Annotated in this window: 19 protein-coding genes and 1 pseudogene; 12 read left to right on the top strand and 8 right to left on the bottom strand. The window is 40.3% G+C overall.

The annotated features are described in order from the left end of the window. Positions 1-3 precede the first annotated feature (3 nt). A complete protein-coding gene (locus RMY31_RS08970) occupies positions 4-492 on the bottom strand; it encodes a hypothetical protein (protein ID WP_322663184.1) in 489 nt (162 codons plus the stop codon). 213 nt (positions 493-705) lie between these two features. Here RMY31_RS08970 and bchI point away from each other — a divergent pair, with 213 nt between their 5' ends. Beyond that, positions 706-1,830 (top strand): magnesium chelatase ATPase subunit I, encoded by a 1,125-nt coding sequence (gene bchI / locus RMY31_RS08965; protein WP_322663186.1) that lies wholly within the window; start codon positions 706-708, stop codon positions 1,828-1,830. Between the two features lie 145 nt (positions 1,831-1,975). Then, positions 1,976-2,272 (top strand): hypothetical protein, encoded by a 297-nt coding sequence (locus RMY31_RS08960; RefSeq protein WP_322663188.1) that lies wholly within the window; start codon positions 1,976-1,978, stop codon positions 2,270-2,272. A 92-nt stretch (positions 2,273-2,364) separates the two neighbouring features. Here the strand turns inward: RMY31_RS08960 and RMY31_RS08955 are convergent, their stop codons facing one another. Together RMY31_RS08955 and psaK are read right to left on the bottom strand one after the other, a co-directional pair. Further along, positions 2,365-3,453, bottom strand: a complete 1,089-nt coding sequence (locus RMY31_RS08955; protein WP_322663189.1) for a DNA polymerase beta superfamily protein — start codon at positions 3,451-3,453, stop codon at positions 2,365-2,367. Positions 3,454-4,548: 1,095 nt separating this feature from the next. Beyond that, the gene (gene psaK, locus RMY31_RS08950) at positions 4,549-4,809 is read right to left on the bottom strand and encodes a photosystem I reaction center subunit PsaK (RefSeq protein ID WP_322663192.1); all 261 of its coding nucleotides are present in this window, start codon (positions 4,807-4,809) and stop codon (positions 4,549-4,551) included. 509 nt (positions 4,810-5,318) lie between these two features. On the opposite strand from psaK, the gene RMY31_RS08945 reads away from it, so the two are divergent. The 6 genes and pseudogenes from RMY31_RS08945 to RMY31_RS08920 all read left to right on the top strand — a co-directional run bounded on the left by RMY31_RS08945 (position 5,319) and on the right by RMY31_RS08920 (position 8,948). Next, positions 5,319-5,759, top strand: a complete 441-nt coding sequence (locus RMY31_RS08945) for a SufE family protein (RefSeq protein ID WP_322663195.1) — start codon at positions 5,319-5,321, stop codon at positions 5,757-5,759. 156 nt (positions 5,760-5,915) lie between these two features. Continuing rightward, on the top strand, positions 5,916-6,821 hold the full coding sequence (locus RMY31_RS08940) for an alpha/beta hydrolase (RefSeq protein ID WP_322663196.1): 906 nt from the start codon (positions 5,916-5,918) through the stop codon (positions 6,819-6,821). Between the two features lie 70 nt (positions 6,822-6,891). After that, positions 6,892-7,053: a hypothetical protein gene (locus RMY31_RS08935; protein ID WP_409877804.1), complete on the top strand. Its 162-nt coding sequence runs from the start codon at positions 6,892-6,894 to the stop codon at positions 7,051-7,053. 38 nt (positions 7,054-7,091) lie between these two features. Next, positions 7,092-7,211, top strand: a pseudogene (locus RMY31_RS08930) (IS701 family transposase); the annotation flags it as partial. 213 nt (positions 7,212-7,424) lie between these two features. Then, complete coding sequence (locus RMY31_RS08925) at positions 7,425-7,703, top strand: hypothetical protein (protein WP_409877803.1); 279 nt, start codon at positions 7,425-7,427, stop codon at positions 7,701-7,703. 63 nt (positions 7,704-7,766) lie between these two features. Continuing rightward, positions 7,767-8,948, top strand: a complete 1,182-nt coding sequence (locus RMY31_RS08920) for a pentapeptide repeat-containing protein (protein WP_409877802.1) — start codon at positions 7,767-7,769, stop codon at positions 8,946-8,948. A gap of 77 nt (positions 8,949-9,025) precedes the next feature. Here the strand turns inward: RMY31_RS08920 and RMY31_RS08915 are convergent, their stop codons facing one another. Then, positions 9,026-11,593, bottom strand: coding sequence for a WD40 repeat domain-containing protein (locus RMY31_RS08915; protein WP_322663200.1), 2,568 nt, complete (start codon positions 11,591-11,593; stop codon positions 9,026-9,028). A gap of 594 nt (positions 11,594-12,187) precedes the next feature. Between RMY31_RS08915 and RMY31_RS08910 the strand changes: the two genes are divergently transcribed. Together RMY31_RS08910 and RMY31_RS08905 are read left to right on the top strand one after the other, a co-directional pair. Beyond that, on the top strand, positions 12,188-12,688 hold the full coding sequence (locus RMY31_RS08910) for a HugZ family protein (protein WP_322663202.1): 501 nt from the start codon (positions 12,188-12,190) through the stop codon (positions 12,686-12,688). Between the two features lie 5 nt (positions 12,689-12,693). Next, positions 12,694-13,578 carry an alpha/beta hydrolase gene (locus tag RMY31_RS08905; RefSeq protein ID WP_322663204.1) on the top strand — a complete coding sequence of 295 codons (885 nt, stop codon included), beginning with the start codon at positions 12,694-12,696 and terminating at the stop codon, positions 13,576-13,578. Positions 13,579-13,596: 18 nt separating this feature from the next. Here the strand turns inward: RMY31_RS08905 and RMY31_RS08900 are convergent, their stop codons facing one another. Then, entirely contained in the window at positions 13,597-13,800 is a 204-nt protein-coding gene (locus tag RMY31_RS08900; protein WP_322663206.1) for a hypothetical protein, read from the bottom strand. A 280-nt stretch (positions 13,801-14,080) separates the two neighbouring features. Between RMY31_RS08900 and RMY31_RS08895 the strand changes: the two genes are divergently transcribed. Together RMY31_RS08895 and RMY31_RS08890 are read left to right on the top strand one after the other, a co-directional pair. Further along, complete coding sequence (locus RMY31_RS08895; protein ID WP_322663208.1) at positions 14,081-14,377, top strand: DUF433 domain-containing protein; 297 nt, start codon at positions 14,081-14,083, stop codon at positions 14,375-14,377. Between the two features lie 489 nt (positions 14,378-14,866). After that, entirely contained in the window at positions 14,867-16,297 is a 1,431-nt protein-coding gene (locus RMY31_RS08890) for a protein kinase domain-containing protein (protein WP_322663262.1), read from the top strand. 67 nt (positions 16,298-16,364) lie between these two features. Here RMY31_RS08890 and RMY31_RS08885 read toward each other — a convergent pair whose 3' ends face one another. The 3 genes from RMY31_RS08885 to RMY31_RS08875 all read right to left on the bottom strand — a co-directional run bounded on the left by RMY31_RS08885 (position 16,365) and on the right by RMY31_RS08875 (position 19,630). Further along, positions 16,365-18,083, bottom strand: a complete 1,719-nt coding sequence (locus tag RMY31_RS08885; RefSeq protein ID WP_322663212.1) for a trypsin-like peptidase domain-containing protein — start codon at positions 18,081-18,083, stop codon at positions 16,365-16,367. Between the two features lie 110 nt (positions 18,084-18,193). Beyond that, positions 18,194-18,988, bottom strand: a complete 795-nt coding sequence (locus tag RMY31_RS08880) for a serine protease (RefSeq protein ID WP_322663215.1) — start codon at positions 18,986-18,988, stop codon at positions 18,194-18,196. Positions 18,989-19,018: 30 nt separating this feature from the next. Further along, positions 19,019-19,630, bottom strand: coding sequence for a COP23 domain-containing protein (locus tag RMY31_RS08875; RefSeq protein ID WP_322663217.1), 612 nt, complete (start codon positions 19,628-19,630; stop codon positions 19,019-19,021). Between the last annotated feature and the right edge of the window lie 608 nt (positions 19,631-20,238).

The following is a 20,238-nucleotide window of genomic DNA, read 5'->3' as shown; positions in this document are numbered from 1 at the left end:
TTGTTAGTTATTTTCAGGGTTGAATTCTTTAAGTTCTCTGCACTTTGCTTCTGCTGCTTGATATGCTGCTAAGTATTCCTGACCACCTAACATTACATCACCGTAATACTCATAGGGCGCATCACCATAAATTGGTAGGGGATCGTCTTCTGGATAATCTTCTTTTGATTCTTCTATTAATGCTTTTAATTGTTTAATATTTAAACTTTGTGCGGCAAAGTACCAAAGTTCCTGGGGGCTTTTGTGCAGGTATGGTAATGTGGGATCGATAATGCTTACATTCGGTTCATTGTCGGAGACATTGCCTAGTTCAATCCAACCGTGTTCAATGGGTTGGTATGGTTTCTCAGCAACAGCTAAAAACCCTTGGACATAAATTGCCCCTTTAGTCGCCAATGCTGCTCTGTAAGCATTCTCAAAAGGCTGATTAGCCTTGCTTTTAATGCTTTCAGCAATTTTGATAGAAAGCGTTTCATCCAATGCTTTGTTCATCTACACCGGGGATCAGAGCGCCGACTACAATATGCTATCACCAGGACAGTGCTGAGTTAAGAGTTAGTTGTCAGTGGTCAGTTGTAATTTCTCTCCCCCCTGCTTCCCCTGCTCCCGCTGCTCTCTCATCTCCCTCACCCCCCTCATCCCCCCACACCCTAACTGTGGCACAATAAAAAATTGTAATAAGAAAAATATTATTAAGGTAATTTAGTGACTCCAACTGCTCAATCCACGTCAAGTGTGCGTCGCGTGGTATTTCCATTTACGGCAATTGTGGGCCAGGAAGAAATGAAACTGGCGCTGCTGTTGAACGTGATTGACCCCAAAATCGGTGGTGTAATGATTATGGGCGATCGCGGTACCGGCAAATCCACAACTATTCGGGCACTGGCTGACCTATTGCCAGAAATCCCTGTGGTTGCCAATGACCCTTTCAATAGTGACCCCAGCGACCCCGATTTGATGAGCGATGAAGTCCGCCAAAAGTTGGAACAAGGGGAAGAAATCCCTGTAGATCATAAAAAAGTCCAGATGGTAGACCTGCCCTTAGGAGCTACAGAAGACCGAGTTTGCGGCACTATTGACATTGAAAAAGCTTTATCTGAGGGTGTAAAAGCTTTTGAACCGGGACTGCTGGCTAAGGCAAACCGCGGCATTCTCTACGTGGATGAAGTCAACTTGCTGGATGACCACTTAGTTGACGTGTTACTTGACTCGGCAGCCAGTGGATGGAACACTGTAGAACGTGAAGGTATTTCTATCCGTCACCCGGCCCGATTTGTGCTTGTCGGTTCAGGTAACCCAGAAGAAGGCGAATTGCGTCCTCAACTATTAGACCGCTTTGGGATGCACGCAGAAATACACACAGTAAAAGAACCAGCCTTGCGGGTACAAATCGTCGAACAACGAGCAGAATTTGACCAAAATCCCCCAGTATTTCTGGAAAAATATAAATCAGAGCAAGAAGCGCTGCAACAGAAAATAGTTAGCGCTCAACAGCTATTGAGCGAAGTGAAAAGTGACTACGATCTGCGAGTAAAAATTTCTGAGGTCTGTTCAGAACTAGATGTAGATGGTTTACGGGGTGACATTGTTACTAACCGTGCCGCCAAAGCGTTAACAGCATTTGAAGGGCGTACTGAAGTTACAGTTGATGATATTCGGCGTGTAATAACTTTATCTCTGCGTCACAGACTGCGGAAAGACCCCTTAGAGTCAATAGATTCCGGCTACAAAGTAGAAAAAGCTTTTGCCCGTATCTTTGGTGTGGAATTATCAGACGATGATGCTGCACAGAACAACGGTGTAGGTCAAAAGTTAGGGGTTAGGAGTTAGGAGTAGAGACGTGATTAATCGCGTCTCTACAAAAAGACGCGATTATACTCTTACGAGCGTCTACGCGTCTGTACAGGAGTTAGGAGTTTTGAATGAAAAGCTACCTCCTAACTCAGCACTCAGCACTCAGCACTCATGATTGACAATGAGATTTTGGAATTTTTGGTTAAACAGCTTTATTTTAGCTAGCCAATACAACCCACCTCGGTTTGTAGAGTTACTAATGCTCATGCTAGCGATCGCAATGTTGGCAATTGCGACTATTTCACCAGATAGACCTTATTTAGTACTAGGCTTAAGTCTTGTCGTCGGGGCATCCATTTCTATTTTAGTACGGGAAGCGATCGCACCCTCACCCCAAACGCGAGTCACCCAACTCACAGCATTATTGTTACTTTTAATTAGCCTTTATGGCTTTGCTGATTTGCTTCAAACTCTCTAAAAAAGTTAACAGTTAGGAGTTATGAGTTTTTAATTAACTCCTAACCCTTGCACAGACGCGATTAATCGCGTCTCTACTCCTAACTTTTTCACTTACCACCCCTGCATTTCTACCAGTTCCATACACAACCGATTAATTTCTTCTAAATCTGGTTTAGAAGGTAAGCTTGATTGTTCATAAAAAATTTCCATTTGAGCAACCAAATCTTCTGCCATCTTCATCACCTGTTCATAAGAATACTCTCCTTTGAGGATAGCTCTTAAATCCTCGACATCACCAGCTATCCTCCTGTCTACAATTACTTCCCCTTTTTGCAATATTTCTAGTCCACTGCGTAGCAATCTAATGCAATGCATCCCATGCTTGAGGTCAAAACCAGACTTTCTTTCCATTTCCGCCCTCACCGGATTTCTATTCTCTTGCCATGACAAATAAGCTTTCCATTCTCTCAAAGCTATTTGATAGTTTTGACTTTTTTGCAGCAGTCGAATAAAATCCTTACGGCTATTAGTTAATTTTTGAGTGTAGTCCAAAGTTGCATCAGGCAAAGAATATTGTTTCAGCACTCCTTTAAAATCAATATCTGCCGTCAGCAATTGATATAATTGTTCAGCTTCTTCCAGAAACTCAATTCGTCCTCTAATTAAGTTATAAAGATACTCTAGAAAAGCGTTTAGCTCATCTTTGATTAATGGGGCTTCATCTTCTATGCCAAAATCTGATGGTAGTGGCTTCTTTTGCGGCGGATTTAACAACCATTTGCGATGGGTTTCCATTTTTTTAATTTGAGCAAAAGCATAACCAGAGTAAGTATGCTTTACTTTTTTACTTAAGAATAACTTTCTGTGGCTAATTAAGTGTTGACCTAGTGAAGTTAATACAGGATAGTTATTTAACCACAACAACTCTAAAACATTGGGATTAGCACCAGACAATAATTGTAAAATTTTTTTTAATTCGTATATAACCGTGTCTTTATTGCTATCGAGAAAAGGAAATATACCAGGTTCGTCCCAACCAGTATCTTTTTGTTCTATGTGGTCAAATCCCAAGTAGTATCTTTTGGGTGCTATAAACACTCCCCGAAAATCAAAGTCCGATTCAGGACGATTTAACCCATAGCCGTGGCTACCTGCTAAACCAATTAAAATAGTTCTTTGTTCAACTTCTATTCTTTTCATATCATCAAATTAAAATATAGCCATTTTAACTCATGGGTTGAATATAGGAGGTAGGGGAAAAGTGCCGAGTGCAAAGCCGCAGCGCTCGTACTGCTGAGGAGTCACTGCGGTGAGGTCGCCCCGTCTTGGATGTCACTTGCTACCCTGCGGGTTCCGCTTTAGCGGTACAAGCCAGTGGCGTTGTGGGTACTCCTTGAGGGAACTCGTTCGGCAAAGTCGGTCTCGTACCTCTGCGGGGAAGCAAGCTAGGGACTTCCAAATAAAAAATAATCAATCGCTTGGGTGAGCAGGGAGAGAAGAAATTAAATACTGGTATTGGATACAGGAATTGAGTAATTTAATTATTGGATGTCCCCTAGCAAGAGCGGTGACCTTAAAAGAGGGATATGCTTTTGTTGTGCGTCATCTATATGCATAAGAAAATCTGAGCAAGGAAGTTCCATGCTCAGATTAGTTAGTGCTGTTCTGTGTCTGTATTAATTACAGTAAAAACAAGCGAGATTATGCATATCAAATGAAATTAATTAATGAGGATGTTTGAAAAGTACTGAATAATGACCGAATTGCCGTTACCAAAGTGGATGTAGGGGTGTAAGGAAAGACCAATTTTCATGACTGCCGAACCCTAAAGGGGTGAAATTTTTTCATTGGGACTGCCTTGTTGCAGTAGTGTATTTTGAAAGTCTCACTACACCTTAATACCCTCTAATTTTTCCACAGACTAATTTTTGATAAGTAAGTCGGTGCGAACAAACCTAACTATGTAAAGAAAAGTAAAACCCTGTAATTGTCTCTTAGTAAGCACTTTAGCGTTAAAGCGCTTACCACAAACCTTTATTTTTTACACCGATTTTATTATCTATGCTTGAGTCTTTAGATAGTTGACAGAATTTGTTGCAACTGTATATTTAGTATGAAAGAGCTAAAGAATTAACTCTTTAGCTCATGAAATCAGACAAAAAATAATCAAATAACAGCTAACTTCGCTAACAACCTAGTACAGCGGGCGCGGAAATAACTCTCTAGTCGAAAAAGTTAAAAAGCTTACTATACAAGCTTTCTTACCTTCAACTTTTAGCCTTTAGCATTCTTGCCCTAAATTCTCCCCAAGTTATGCAGCCCTAAGATAATACCTACTCCTAAGATGTGACCAAAGGCGGTAGTCGCCAATAGTGCAGGCAGACCAAAACCACCAAATAAATTCGGTGATGGTAGGGCTGGTTCTGCGTTGGGATACTTAATCGTAGATTTGCCAAAGGCAATGGCAATAATATTGGCGAGAATCATAATTACCCCAACTGTGGGATTCCATTGCAGGGGTGTGGTTGCAGCAGCGAGTAAGGTTGAAGTCAACACCTGATTTGCTCCTGAAGTTTATTAATGATTGAAAACATAATCTGAGAATTCCTGAAGCCAATTCAAGAAAAAGCCTGTTTTTGCATCAATATTTAACAGTTATTTTCAATACTTAATAAAACTATTGTCCTGTTGCTTCATAAATTAAGGGTTGAGATTTATGTCTGACACCGGAAGCTGCGATCGCTAAAATCGCTAAAATAGTAAGTAGTAAACCAAAAAAATTTTCTTGACGAACGCATGTCTTAGCTATTTAGTATTGCTAGATACTGCGGTATCTTCTCCATAGTTGCTGTCAAGCCTGGCAATCAGAATAATTGAGTTTTTCCGATCGCACTGATTAAAAAACATGACTCATATTTATGCGATCGCATAAATTCCCTAGCTAGAACAGCATATAGTTAACAATAGTTGTTATGGCTAGCTCATACATCAAGGTGAAGTGCAAGCGCGATCGCGCTAAAGATAATTTACACTCAAGGTGATGCCGATTATTTGCAGCTTCTGTTATGTCTTCTACTCTAGATTCTTTACCACCTGCTCTCGCTAAAATTGTCCAGCGCTTTCAACGCGCTGCCGATCCGAAGCGACGCTACGAACAACTGATCTGGTATGCTCAGAAGCTCAATGACTTCTCAGAAGCTGATAAAGTACCAGAAAACAAAGTTCCTGGCTGCGTTTCTCAGGTCTATGTTACAGCAGTGCTGGACGATGGTAAGGTTGTGTTTCAGGGTGATTCTGATTCCCAATTAACCAAAGGATTAGTAGGACTTTTGGTTGAAGGGTTGAATGGATTAACTCCCACAGAAATTGTCCAACTTACCCCAGATTTTATTCAAGCCACTGGTTTAAATGTCAGCCTAACACCTTCCCGCGCTAATGGATTTTACAATATTTTTAAAACCATGCAAAAAAAAGCGTTGGAATGTAAGTTAGACTTGCCAAACTAAAAAGTTAAGAGTTGTGAGTTATAAGTTTTGAATTCATAACTCTAACCCTTTAAAAATTAATATCTTAATAGTTCTTACTCTTATTCAAAGTTCAAGGATACCACCTTAACAGAGATGCTGATAACTGCTAACTGCTAACTTTAAAAATTTAGTGTGATGTCAACCAATTTATTATCAACTAATGACGCTGTGGGATTTGGCGGAGTAGTTCAAGAATATCTCTGGAACTGGGAAAACCAAGCCCTACGCGTCGTCTATGAAACCCTAGGCAAAGGTTCACCACTATTGCTATTGCCAGCTTTCAGTAGCGTTTCGACACGTTTGGAAATGGGCGAACTTGCTAGATTATTAGCTCCCCACTTTCAAGTTTTAGCAGTAGATTGGCCTGGATTTGGAGAATCTTCTCGCCCTAGTTTAAATTACCGACCGGAAATATATCAGCGATTTTTAGAAGATTTTGTCAAAGCTGTCTTTAATACGCCAATTACTGTGGTTGCGGCTGGTCATGCTGCTAGTTACGTGTTGCAACTAGCGGTGAAACAGCCTGCTGTTTTTTCTCGAATTGTGCTATTAGCTCCTACTTGGCGCGGCCCTTTGCCGACAATGGGGGCAAATCAACAGATAGCTGGTATGGTTAGAGGATTGGTGCGATCGCCTATTGTTGGTCAAATCCTCTATAAACTTAACACTCTGCCATCTTTCCTAGATTTTATGTACCGTCGTCACGTCTTTACCGATGTGGCTAAACTTACCCCCAGTTTCATTGAGAAAAAGTGGCAAACAACTCAACAACCAGGAGCGAGATTTGCTTCTGCTGCTTTTGTGACTGGTAATCTCGATGCTGTACGCGAACAATCTGATTTTCTAGCACTTGTGGAGTCGTTATCCGTGCCCCTAATGATAGTAATTGGGGAATCCAGTCCACTAAAATCACGAGAAGAAATGGACGCTTTAGCAGCTTTACCAGGAATAAGAAGCGTCATAATTCCTGGTTCCTTAGGACTGCATGAGGAATATCCAACAGATGTTTTAGCAGCAATTCAGGATTTTTTGTTCTCATGAAATAAAATGCTTGCCCAAGATCCGAAGAACCGTTTGCGTTAGGTTTCAGGAATTCGGTTATTTGTATTGGATGAATTATTTTCAAAAAGCGATCGCGGACAGCGATTGTATTTGGGCTGTATTAGAACCCACATTCCGCACCCAAAACTGGCACACAGAGAAAGCAGTAAGTAAACCAAGAAAATTGGTAAAACTTAAGACAATTAACCTTGTTTTGTCACTCTCGCGGTAGTATAAGAATTTACAAACGCTAGAACTAAGACACAGAGCATGGTACAGCCTCGTCCAGCCGCACCAACAGTGAAATTTGTGGACGAATATTGTCAGTGGTATAAAAGCCTATTTTCAGATGTTAGAAGCTTCGAGGCTTTTAAGTACATACATGTAGGTCTACGATGGGCTACGCCTACGCACCTTTGGTGTTCATACTTTTGTAAAGGCGATCGCACTTCTGGTAATAGGGTGATCTAGACGATCGCATCTGCTATTTTACTACGGGCGATCGCACTTTTGGTGATGAGGTTAATGTGGGCGATCGCTTTTGTTTGTCTCTGAAACGCTTAAGTTGAAAATAAGTTGAAAATAACTTGCTAAAGTTGCCTGGTGTCAGTAGGTGAAAGTCTGCAAACTGGGATATGTAAAAGCTACATCGCACTTTCCCAATCAAACTTTATGCGAGTCATCTACCACACTGCGAATCGTAAACCAAGAATTGAGCGATCGCAAATTGCTAGGATGAATAATCAGTCATTTTCTGCATATTCATCTTCTCTTTTCCAAAGACATATAGAAGCAACAATATTGCTTCCTAAACTTTTAGGTTATGCGACTTTAGTATGGCTTGGTGCATTTATAATCTCATTATTTTTATTTTATGACTAAATTAATTGAAATAAAAATAATAAGTTTGTTCTAAAACTTACACTTGCTTCCAGCCTAAAAATAATGTTGACTAAAAATCAGGGAGACAATGCCATGAGCGTGAATAACGGAAATACAACAAGTAACGGAACCAAGGCACAAGCGACACAATCTCAGACTCTAAATACAAAAATTGATGGAAATACCGCAGAAAAAACACAACTTAATAATCTAGAACCGACAAATGATACACCCAATCCTAAAAATAAAGATCCAGAATTGAATTCATTAGAATCAAAAGAATTAAAATGGTTTAGACCTATAGAGTTAGGTGCAGCTTCGCTAGGAGCAATCATTATTCCTATTCTCGTTGCATGGGCTGGATGGCGTATAAGTGATTCTCAATTTAAGACACAACAAACAGATAATCAACATACTATACTCAAAGAGTATATAGATAGTATTTCATCACTCAGTCTAGAAAAAGATTTAACAGAGAATGAAACGGAAGCAGAAAAAAGGAATGAAAAAATTCAAGAAAATATTAAAGAAACTTTCAAGAGCAAACCAAAATCGACAAAAGAACAATTGGAAGTATTTCAAAGTATTAAAACTGCCAAAGATTTATCGGATACAGCAGAAGATGCAAGAACTATGGCAATAGGTCAAACACAAACAGCTTTACGTAGATTAGATAGTGAATATAAGGGATACCTTATACGTTTTTTGCACGAGTCTAATTTAATTAAAAGTAAGATTAAAGTTTATGTTAAAGATAAAGTTAAATATAGAGTTGTAAAGAAACCAGCGACCATAACATTAAAGGGTGCAAATATTAATGGTGTTAAACTCAAAGATGCGTCGTTGCCACTAATAGAATTAGAAGGAACTTACTTGAATAAAGCAGACTTATCTAACGCTGGTCTTCAAGGAGCTAACCTTAAAAGTGCTAAACTCCAAAACGCTAACCTTAAAAGTGCTAAACTCCAACCAGCTAAACTGTCGCTATTCAAGATAACGCCAGAGAGAACCATAACAACAAACATAGCTACCAATCTTCAAGGCGCTAGTCTTGAAGGTGCTGACCTCCAAGGTGCTAACTTCCAAGGAGTTAAGAATCTCACTCCAAAACAAATCACATCCGCTAAGAACTGGCAACAAGCCTGTTACGATAAAGAGTTTAACAAGCAATTAGACGATTGGGAATCAGAAAATAATTTAAGGTCAACTACGCAAAATCGAGAAAAAAGCTGCGAGAATTTTTGAGCTTGAAGATGTGGGATTTACAGTTGATTAGCGATCGCATCTAACACTTTACCAAAAGCGATCGCCCACAACAAAACCTACCTTACACCATCCACCGCCCCCAAAGCCAAAAGTGCAGCTCGCTGCGCTGCTGTTAACCCAGTCACACCCCTGATGTTCATCCCTTCATAAAGGCGATCTACTTTCAGGGTTTTAATGCACTCAAGAGTTTCCACATCCCAAAGCTTAATTCCCCCATCTGGACTGGTATGAACCAAGATATTACCAACAGAATTAAAGCAAACTGACCATACCCAATTTTTATGACCGTGAAATGTTTTGATGCAAGTACCTTTACTCACATCCCATAACCGAACAGAGTGGTCACTACTGCTACTGGCAAGAGTTTTACCATCTGGACTGAAGCAAAGCGACAATACCCTGCCATCATGACCTGGCAATTTTTTTATACAATTACCTTCGCTGACATCCCACAAGCGAATATCGCAATCTTGACTACCACTTGCCAGGATAGAACCATCTGGATTAAACCTGACTGACCACACCACACTAGTATGACCATGCAATACTTTAAGGCAATTACCTAGACGGATATCCCACAACCGAATTGAAGTGTCTAGACTACAACTTGCGAGAGTTTGACCATCCGGACTAAAGCAGACAGAGTAAACAACACCTGTGTGTCGATCTAAAGTTTTTAAGAAATCTCCCGTTTGTGTATTCCACAATTTGACAAGCCTATCATGACCACCGCTTGCCAGGGTTTGCCCATCTGGACTAAAAGCAACTGTCCAAACCCAATTCTCATGTCCCTTAAATGTCAACAAGTTTTTTCCATCCGCCATTTGCCACAAATAAATTTGCCCATCCTGACCGCCCGTAGCCAACAGTTTTCCATCTGGACTCAAGGCAAGTGCATAAATATTCTTCAAGCTTTTAGCAAATACAGACTTATCAAAAGTAGTATTTTGAAAATTTACTCTAGCTAAATTTACACCCTGTAAATCCGCTTGCTTAATGCTCAAATTTGAGAAATCATATCCCTGTAAATTTATTTGCAAATGCTTTAACAAATTGATGACATTGCCACTGGTATACCCTGTTAATATTGCAGCTTGATGTCTTTGCTGCTCTAATACATCCTGCAACAAAATTACCAGCTTTTGTTGGCTGCCCAACTCTATTAACAACTGCTCAAGCAAGGGTTGGACAATTAATTGCTTTTGTGTCTCCCTGATGTAGTCTTTGCTTGTTGCTTTGATTAAAGCATGGGTTTGGAATAAGCCTAAACGGACAGACTTTTCCCCTACTAATTGTTGACACACTTGTTTAAGCAATCGCTGGGTGGTATATTCCATCACCACTGGTTGTAGAAAGAAATGCTCACCGCTTTTTTCAATTAATGACCTTTGCAACAGAGATTTGATTGCTGAAGGTACGAGACGCTGGGAATAAGATGTCACTATATCACCAACTAACTCAGCGATGGATACTGGCTCTCGATTAATTGCCAGCCAGTACATTACTTCCGCTTCTACTGGTGACAAAAGGTAGAACTGCCGTTCTAACAAGTCGCCAATGTCCTCAAAAATTAGTATCCCGCGTTCTACATACTCTAAAACCGGGGCAATTCTACCGTCGAAAAGCTCTTGGGTTCCAGCTGCTACCATCTTGAGCGCTAAGGGATTTCCAGCATAATGCTCGATGAGTACTTGCCATTGTTGTTCTGTACCCGTGAATTGTCCTTTTTGTTGAAATAGCTGTTGTCCCTCAGTAGGATTTAATCCTTTTAATGGGAGCGATCGCACTTCTGTTCTGTCTCCTTCTAACGGTATCATTTCTCTGGGTTTTTCCCTAGAAGTGAACAAAAGGCAACTAATATGGGGTACTTCGCCAACGCGCTTGAGTAATTGACCATACCCCTCGTAACCAGGACGACATTGCCCGGCTTGGCCACCAGCGAGAATTGTCTCAACATTATCTAAAATCAGCAGACATCGGTTTAATTGCAAACATTCCATTAGCTTTGCTAGTTTGCCATCAAAGCTTTCGGGGATCGCTATCTCCTTTTGTAACCCCGACAGCAAAGATTGCAGGATGTTTGTGATTTGCTCGTCTACTGGCGGTGCATTTTGCAGGCTGCGCCACACTATGACCTCAAATTCGCTTTGAATTTCCCGTCCCAACTTCACCGCTAAAGTGCTTTTGCCAATACCACCAATTCCTATGAGTCCAACTGAACGACACCGTTCTTCTAATATCCACTCTTGTAGCTGCAATAATTCTTCACTGCGACCAAAAAACACAGATACATCCGGTGCTTCTGCCCAATCATACTGTGGGTTTGCTTGCCGAGTTTTTAATTCCTCTAAGGTCGAGGTCGGCCTGGTATAATCGCTTTGAGATAACTCCAGCCCAAAGGCAGCGAAGGCAAACTGCAAGGAACTTTTATCTACAGGTTCCAAGCGTGCCAAAATTCTCGATATAGTGTGGAGAGCTAAACGGGTGCTATCGCTCAGTTCTTCTAAAGAAAAGCTATCTCCAGCATTCTCATCAAATTCTGCTTGAGTTTTGGCGGCTTGAAATTTATCCCAGCCTTTTATGGTAAGGATTACACCCCGTCTGCGTTTGCTTGGTTGTTTCATCAACGTCACCTAAAACAAAGTAGATGCATCTCCATTGAGTAAATTCTCAAAGGAGAGTAGAAGGATATAGTTGGGGAACAGCACTTCAAACTTGACTAATTAAATAAAATATGGAATGACGCAACATATTTTATTTAACTCGATTGGCATCTCCAAAAAATGCCAATATCTCTGTATAACTGACTTTTAAAGCGATATCGCTTTGTGTAAAAATCAGCCAATTTCAACGCTAAATCAGGGTTTTATCCAGTTATTGTTGATAATAAGGCAAAACTAAGTATCTGTAAACGTAAATTTTATCCGTGACCAAACCGAGCCATCTTAATATTAGTAAAACTAATAACATCATATTGCTACATGATAAGTAGATCGGTGTGAATATTTATCGTTGAGACAAGGCAGAAGGAAAGAAGGTTTGAGCTAAGTTTACTTTTCGTTACATAGTTATGTTTATTTGCACCTTTCTACTTAACGGAACAGTTGCTAGTGGAAGAAGGCAGAAGGGGATGGGGAGACAAGGAGGACAAAGGAGACAACTGACAACTGACAAGCGTTAGGATACTTAGGAATAAACTATTAATTAGACAAAAATTTATGAGCCAACTCGAAAAAGCTCAAACTGAGTACGAAAGTTTTCCTCAAGAATTAGAAAGTGTAATCATTAGCACTATTAGTCAGGAAGGAATACCAAATGCTAGCTACGCTCCTTTTGTGATGGATGATTCCAAAAATATCTACATTTATGTCAGTGGTCTTTCCACCCATACCCAAAATCTTGAAAGCAATTCTCATGTTAGTGTTTTACTGATTGAGGATGAAGCTAAAGCTGACCAAATCTTTGCTCGTCGCCGTTTGAGTTTTGATTGTACAGCTACTCTCATTGAGCGTGAAACTGCAACTTGGAATCAAATTGTTGACCAATTTCAAGAACGTTTTGGTGAAATTATTGGAGTTTTACACGGCTTGGCTGACTTTCGGATTTTTCAGCTAACTCCTAGTGAAGGTCGTTTTGTTATTGGCTTTGGAGCAGCTTATCACATTAGCGGCGATAACCTCGATCGACTCGTTCAAATTACAGGAGATAAAAAAGGGTGAAATTTATGCTTCAGTTTCAACCTCCTGGCTTTGGGCATAAAGTCATTAATACATCTCTGGGGAAAATGGTTTACTATACCCAGACGACTACACCTTGGTTAGATACTGACACTGAAGATTTACCCCCGCTACTGTTCCTACACAACTTTGGTGGCGGAGCATCAGCTTATGAATGGTCTAAAGTTTACTCGGCTTTTGCTTTTACACACCGCATCTTAGCCCCGGATTTAATTGGTTGGGGAGAGTCAGCTCATCCAGTGCGGGATTATCAAATTAGTGATTATCTTAGCGCGATCGCCCAATTCATTAGCCAAACTTGTCGCCAACCTGTAACGGTAGTCGCCTCTTCTTTAACAGCTGCTTTTACTATCCGCTTAGCTATTACTCAACCTGACTTGTTCCAAAAACTATTTTTGGTTTGTCCCTCTGGGTTTGATGACTTTGGCCAAGGTGCTGGACGCAGACTTCCACTATCAGTAATTAATACACCTTTGTTGGACAATTTAATTTATACCCTAGGTGCTGAAAATGAATTTGCAGTGAGAAACTTTTTGCAAAGTTTTTTGTTTGCCAAACCAGAACGAGTTTCCGAAGAAATGGTTGAGGCTTATTTAACCTCTGCACAACAGCCGAATGCTAAGTTTGCTGCCTTGGCGTTTTTGCGAGGCGACCTTTACTTTGATTTAAGTTTATACATTCAACAACTGACAATTCCCACAGTTGTGTTTTGGGGAGAGAAGGCACAATTTACTAGCATTAAACTAGGGAGGCATTTGGCTAACTTAAATATAGATGCGATTCAAAAATTTTATGCGATCGCAGATGCTGGAGTGTTACCTCATCTAGAAATACCAGAAATTGTCATTGGTTTATTGCAACGCTATCTTTAACAACGTTATGTATTAATACTAAATATCTAGTGCCGCTATTTCCGAGTTAGACAAACCTGTTATATTAGCTACCTGTTCTACTGTCATCCCTGATTGAAGTAAGTTTTTTGCTGTTTGCTGCAACTGCGACTCGGCACGTTCTGCCCTTTGTTGAGCCTGCTGTGCTTGTTGTTGAGCCTCATCTGCCTTTTGTCGCTCTTTTTCCTCAGCGGTTGGTAACAATTCTCCGGTTAAAGTTGCTCAACGCAACCAAGTTGCGTCAACTCCTTTGTAACTACCTTGCCAGCGTCCGCTTGGGTTGGGGGGAGGGTTACATCAGGTGCAGCTATAGTTTCTGACATGGCTTTTTAAATGCTAGATAGCCAGCGCTGACATAATCTATGTTACTTGATTGGTGAGAAAGTAGGCGATCGCTATACTTCTAAACAGTACGGGAGTACTGCTACATACAGTAATGCTAGCCTAGACTATATAAAGATCGAGAGATTGTGGGGCACAAGCTTTGCCAACTATTACTGATATCGGTACATTAATCACAAGAGATCCTATGCATGGAGGTCGTCCAATTATTGTAGGGACAGTTACATCTGTGCGCCGAATAGCAGCTTTGTACAAACAAGGTTACAGTGCAGAAGAGATTGCTGTTGATAAACCCCATCTAACGCTAGTACAAGTTTATGCAGCACTGACCTACTATCACGCAAACCGAGAAGAAATTGAGGCTGATTTAGCACAAGAACAAGCTGAGTATGAGCGGTTAGCAGCATTACATGCAAACAAAACTCAGATTCAACAATGAGCCTTATTCGTTTGTATTTGGATGAGGATGCAAGGAGTAATGGACTATTACAAGCTTTGCGTGCCCGTGGTGTAGATGTGATAACTGTTGCATAAGCCAAAATGCTATCTCGTAGTGATGAAGAGCAATTGAAGTGGGCCTGAGAAAATCAGTGTGTAATCTACAGCTTTAATCTTAGAGATTTTTATTGATTGCACACGACTTTTCTGCAAGAGGGAGAGTCCCACGCTGGTATGATTTTTGGACAGCAGAATTATTCAATAGGTGAACAAATGCGCCGTCTTTTAAGGTTAATTGCAGCTAAGTCAGCAGAGGATATGCAAAATCAGGTAGAGTTTTTGAGTGCTTGGGGTGAAGAATAATAGTCAGAGCGATCGCACTTTTGCAGAGGTAGTTAGTGCAATTATATATCTTTCTGAGTATCCAGTGCTTAGTCTTTAGTCCCCAGGATAAATGATATAAAAATTGCAGGGTACATTGGTGACTGAGATGATAGGCCAAATTCTCGGTGGACGCTACCAAATTCAGGCGCACATTAGCAAAGGAGGATTTAGCATTACTTCCACAGCCATTGACATCGGACGACCTGGGAATCCTCAATGTATTGTGAAACAGTTTAAATCAGTTTCCACCGACCCAGACACTTTGGCAGTTGGGAAAAGATTGTTTGACACTGAAGCCGCAAATCTAGAACGATTAGGACATCATGACCAAATACCCCGCTTACTGGCGTTTTTTCAAGAAAACAAAGAATTTTATCTCGTACAAGAATATATAGAAGGTCACGACTTAACTAAAGAATTAATTCCGGGTGAAAAACTGAGCGAACGTACAGTAATTAAACTTTTAGAAGATATTTTAGAAGTTTTAGCTTTTGTTCATCAAGATAATTTAATCCATCGGGATCTTAAACCCTCGAATATTCGCCGTCGGTCTGATGGCAAAATTGTGTTAATTGATTTTGGTGCAGTTAAAGAAGTTAGTACTCAGCTGATAAATCCTCTTAGAAAGACAGCTTTGACTGTTGGTATTGGTACTCCTGGTTATGTACCTGGCGAACAAGCAAAAGGTCAACCTACTTTCCACAGTGATATTTATGCAGTCGGAATTATTGCTATTCAAGCATTAACGGGAATCAATCCTTATCCCGGAGGACTACCGACAAATCCTCAAACAGGAGAAATTGTTTGGCGCGATCGCACTCAAGTTAGTCCTAAACTAGCAAATATCATCGATAAAATGGTGCGCTATGACTACCGCCAGCGTTATCCTTCAGCAGCAAAAGCATTGCAGGCTGTTAAAGCACTATCCTCCAAATCTCCACCTTGGAAAGTGTGGCTAGATGGGGGTGTAGTGTGGCTAGGTATGGGTGTAGTAGTAATTATTCCTATAATTTTTCTAATTTTATGGATTTTATATCAATTTATTAATCCCAAAACTACTCTTTCAAATTACGAAGAGCCTAAGTCTGGTATCACAATCAAATATCCATCAGATAACTGGCAATCAATAAAACCAGGCGATGATTTTGGCGGTGAGATCATTCAATTTATCCCGAAAAATCAAAAGCAAGTGAATTCTTGTAACTTAGAAATAACAATTAATGTAAATGACTTATCTCAGCAAATGTTATCTTTAGAAGAATATAAAAATTTAGTAGTGCAAAAAATCAAAAACAATAATCCAAATCAACAAGTTATTGATGACTCTAAACCATCAACAACACTATCAGATTTTAATGCCTATAAATTAATTTATTCTCGCCAAGAAGGAGAATGCAAACTCAAAGTTACAGAAGTTGGAACCGTCAGAAATGGCAAAGCTTACTTTATTACGTTTACAGCAGAGTCGGCAAAATATTCTCAGTATTTACCTACTGCTGAAGCGATGATTCAGTCATTTAAAATTATAGAGAAATAATTAATACCAATTTTCTCTAAACTTGCACTTAATATAAATTACCTTTGAACTGCACACTATCAAATAACTACTCAGATAACCGCCAAATTTTAACAGTCGCGTCCCAACTACCACTAGCTAAAGTTTTGCCATCTGGGCTAAATACCACTGACGTAACCAAATCAGAATGACCTTTGAGGGTACTAATTTCTTGTCCTGTGGCAATATCCCATATTTTAATAGTATTGTCTCCGCTACTACTAGCTAAAATTTTCCCATCTGGACTAATGGCAACGGAATTAACTTTATAATAACTATTAAGAGTACGGATTTCCTCTTTATTAATAAGATCCCATATTTTGATAGTCCAATCACCACCACTAACTAAAATTTTGCCATCTGAGCTAATGGCGATTGATTGAACATAAGAATTACTTTTGAGAGTACTAATTTCTTCTCCAGTAGCGACATTCCATAATTTGATAGTGCCATCACCGCTACCACTGGCTAATGTTTTGCCGTCTGGGTTAAAAGCCACTGAACAAAGCACACCAGAATGACCTTTGAGAGTACGAATTTCTTTGCCTGTGGCGACATCCCATATTTTGATTGTTGAGTAATCACCACGACTGGCTAAACTCTTGCCATCTGGGCTAAATGCTACTGATGTCACAGTATCAAGATTACTTTTGAGGGTACGAATTTCTTGACCTGTGATTAAATTCCATAGTTTGATAGTTTTGTCAAAGATACCACCGCCACTAGCTAAGGTTTTGCCATCTGGGCTAAATGCCACTGACTCAGCCCAATAAGAATTACTTTGGAGAGTACGAATTTCTTCCCCTGTGGCGACATCCCATATTTTGATTGTTTTGTCCCAACTACCACTAGCTAAAGTTCTACCATCTGGGCTAAATGCCACTGATGTCACATGTCCTTTGATGTTAGAACCTATGGCTTTTTCAGAATGCCCAGTCAGCGTTTGTAGCAGAGCAAATTTAGCAGAGGCATTGTTGACATTTACAGGTAATGAAGTTTTAACAGGTGGTGCTGATAGTGGGATATCCTGTGGCTTGGGAGTTGTTGCAGTGGCAATTGGTTGTATAGGCGTATTTTGTGGCTTGGGAGTTGGTGCGGTGGCAATTGGTTGTGTAGATAATATGGATGGCACAAGACTCAAATAAGTTTTCAGTGGAATTCCAAATACATTAGTAGCACCCGTGTCTGGATAAGTTGAAGCGCGTCCATGAATTGCTACTAATTTCCCTTGTTCATCCAGTATCGCTCCTCCACTCATCCCTGGAAAACCACCCACGTCATAAACAAACGCATAACCATCTTTTGGTTTTGTTACCAGACGAGAAATTGAGCCGCTACGAAAATCTATGTCTGATGTTCCTTGAGGATAACCTGCTACATGAACAGTTGTACCCAATTTTACTTGTTCAGAGTTTCCTTTTTCTGCAATACGGTAATTTTGGTTACTACTAAACTGAAATACTGCTAAATCAACATTTGCTAATCGTTTCACTTGGCTGTGGTTGATGGTGTATTGCTTACCATCTGGTGTGTAGACTGTGTAGCTACCTTGGAGTTGTACTACATGCCAGCAAGTAATAACAGTGTAATTATTGCCTTGGCGATCGATAATTACTCCAGAACCTGTATTTGCTCCATCAATGCGGACTGTAATTTGTTCAGCGATCGCACTAACTTGTGTAGCTGTCAACGCTGTGGCGACTTGCGGCTGTACAATCGCAATTGCTGCACCAAATAATACTGCCCCAAGTCCATCAGCAACCCTCATAATTGATTCTCCCAATGATTTTGTAACATTAATATCACCTTAATCTCCCCCTGCCCCTCTGCTCCCCTGCCCCCTGCGCCCCTTTACCCCTCTGCTTTAACAGTGATGATTTATTCATTTGGAAGTTCCCTAATGGGTACAGCCATACTAGAGCGTGTAATGAGTTCCTGTAAGCGTTGCTCAGGCTGGGAACCGTCTTGATAAACTTCTGGTGTATTCCAAATTGGGTCTTTATGTAAGCTATTTATACCCACCACTTCACCATGTCTATTTAGCAATGGTGCCCCACTCATTCCTTTACGGACATCATTGGTATATCCAATCTGGTAGCCTTGGTCTAAAGCTTTGTCTAGCAGCAGGGAAATACGACCAGAGGTAAACATAAAGTCTTTATCTGTTTGGGCAGACAGTTTTTGAGCAGTTACATTAGAGGTAAATCCACCGACAAAAACCTCATCGCCAACTTGCAAGCTAGATGTATCTTTGACATTAGCTACTGAATAAACTACATCTGAGCTACGAAACTGTAATACAGCCAAATCGTCCTTCTGAAATTCCGCAACTTGCAATACAGAAGCTTGATAGACACGCCCATCTGGTGTTTGAATTTGATAAGGAGGTTTTGCTGCTCTCAGGACATGAGCATTGGTGATTACTGTATAAATTTGTCCTTTTCGTTGCAGCAAAGTTCCTGAACCTAGTAACTCTTTTACAGATATTTTGACAGTAATTGTCTTTGACAATTGCTGCAATTGCTTGACCGAAAGGGGAGTTGACGATCGCAAAAATTTGGTAGATTCACTAGAATTGCTTTGCTGTCTCGGCAGCGCTAACGAAATACCACCAAGACAAACCATCAAACACACTGTATATCCAAGTTTGCTTCTTAGCCATTGCCGATTCATCTTCAAGTAAACTCCCCAAAGAACTGCAAACTAAAAGCTAGGTTCTACAGGTTCTGTTTTGGGAGTGTTAGTAATAGAAGTCGATTCACCACACTCTGTAGCGTCTACAAGTTGCTTAACGTCAAGATATAAATCACCTTGCTCGTCGTAGGTGAAAGTTTGACATCCACTCAAATTAACAACAGAACTGCCAACACCACGACGAAAATCAAGTATCTGCTGCAAAACTCTTCCTGTATCAGTTCCTGGTTTGAGGGTGACCAGTACATTTTGTGACGTGCAAGGTGCGCCTTTGCGATTGACAATGCACAAAACTGGATAGTTATTAAAATTATCTCTGCTAGTGATTAAAAGCGAACCGTTATCGTAATAGCGTTGGAACTTAGCAGAAACAATCTGACAGCGCTTTGCAGGTGGAAAATTTTTAAAATCTTGAACTATCCAACGAATGAATGTCTCATTTCCCCTTGAAGTGCGTACCTTGGTGACAGGTATACCGCCTTCCTGGTCGCAAAAAAATTTGTTTCTTAGAGCATAACTTGGCTGGTTGCTTGTAATAGTGGCAACTGCCAAAGCTAAAGCTGAAATCACAGAAGCTGTTGCGACCCCTGTTAATATGTGAGCAAATAACCTCAGTTGCATATATAAGTACTAACGACTAAAAATACTTTACTTTTAATGTGATACTAAAACCAGAGCAAGCTGTAATGCCAATTTGCCGAGTTTTGCAACTATGCTGAGATATATGAGTAAAAATTAGGTTTTTTGACAAATAAATTATCAGGATAATTTATTTTGCTGCGATCGCTCCCCCAACTTTTCACGGGATCTGGAAAACCCCTCTCCAAACCTCTGATATCATGTCGGCTAAATTACTTGTAATATGTCATTGCGTTGGCGGAAGGCCTTCCCGCAGGGTACACAATGAAGTGAAGTGAAGCAATCGCAAGGGTTTTGGGAATGCTACTCTACCCTTCGGGAACGCTTTCAGCCGTCAGCGCTGTAGTCGAAGGTTAAGCAAGGGACGGCATTACCTATCACTATGATAAAGCTCCCAAGGTGTTGAAATGGGTAAGAGTTTAGCGGCCACCCTTTGTAAGAGACTAATATAAACCAAATTTTGCCAAACGTTTAAATGTCAAGTCTAGTCTCACAATTGTGTTTTACCGTATGACGGCTAAGATTATTTGACTATCCAAATCTCGTGAAAAGTCATAATTTATATAGCGGCGATTTCCAATCGCCCAGTG

This window comes from Dendronalium sp. ChiSLP03b (assembly GCF_034531165.2).
GTDB classification, from domain to species: Bacteria; Cyanobacteriota; Cyanobacteriia; order Cyanobacteriales; family Nostocaceae; genus Dendronalium; species Dendronalium minutum.
The sequence above is the reverse complement of the archived record's forward strand: the minus strand, read 5'-3'. Positions and strand labels throughout refer to the sequence as shown.

Bases quoted from the DNA above. Each gene is read 5' to 3' on its own strand.
- RMY31_RS08910 (WP_322663202.1), top strand. From the start codon at position 12,188: ATGAGCCAACTCGAAAAAGCTCAAACTGAGTACGAAAGTTTTCCTCAA.
- RMY31_RS08890 (WP_322663262.1), top strand. From the start codon at position 14,867: ATGATAGGCCAAATTCTCGGTGGACGCTACCAAATTCAGGCGCACATT.
- RMY31_RS08970 (WP_322663184.1), bottom strand. From the start codon at position 492: ATGAACAAAGCATTGGATGAAACGCTTTCTATCAAAATTGCTGAAAGC.
- RMY31_RS08945 (WP_322663195.1), top strand. From the start codon at position 5,319: ATGTCTTCTACTCTAGATTCTTTACCACCTGCTCTCGCTAAAATTGTC.
- RMY31_RS08885 (WP_322663212.1), bottom strand. From the start codon at position 18,083: ATGAGGGTTGCTGATGGACTTGGGGCAGTATTATTTGGTGCAGCAATT.
- RMY31_RS08875 (WP_322663217.1), bottom strand. From the start codon at position 19,630: ATGCAACTGAGGTTATTTGCTCACATATTAACAGGGGTCGCAACAGCT.
- RMY31_RS08960 (WP_322663188.1), top strand. From the start codon at position 1,976: ATGAGATTTTGGAATTTTTGGTTAAACAGCTTTATTTTAGCTAGCCAA.
- RMY31_RS08915 (WP_322663200.1), bottom strand. From the start codon at position 11,593: ATGAAACAACCAAGCAAACGCAGACGGGGTGTAATCCTTACCATAAAA.
- RMY31_RS08935 (WP_409877804.1), top strand. From the start codon at position 6,892: ATGAATTATTTTCAAAAAGCGATCGCGGACAGCGATTGTATTTGGGCT.
- RMY31_RS08880 (WP_322663215.1), bottom strand. From the start codon at position 18,988: ATGAATCGGCAATGGCTAAGAAGCAAACTTGGATATACAGTGTGTTTG.
- RMY31_RS08940 (WP_322663196.1), top strand. From the start codon at position 5,916: ATGTCAACCAATTTATTATCAACTAATGACGCTGTGGGATTTGGCGGA.
- RMY31_RS08955 (WP_322663189.1), bottom strand. From the start codon at position 3,453: ATGAAAAGAATAGAAGTTGAACAAAGAACTATTTTAATTGGTTTAGCA.
- RMY31_RS08905 (WP_322663204.1), top strand. From the start codon at position 12,694: ATGCTTCAGTTTCAACCTCCTGGCTTTGGGCATAAAGTCATTAATACA.
- RMY31_RS08920 (WP_409877802.1), top strand. From the start codon at position 7,767: ATGTTGACTAAAAATCAGGGAGACAATGCCATGAGCGTGAATAACGGA.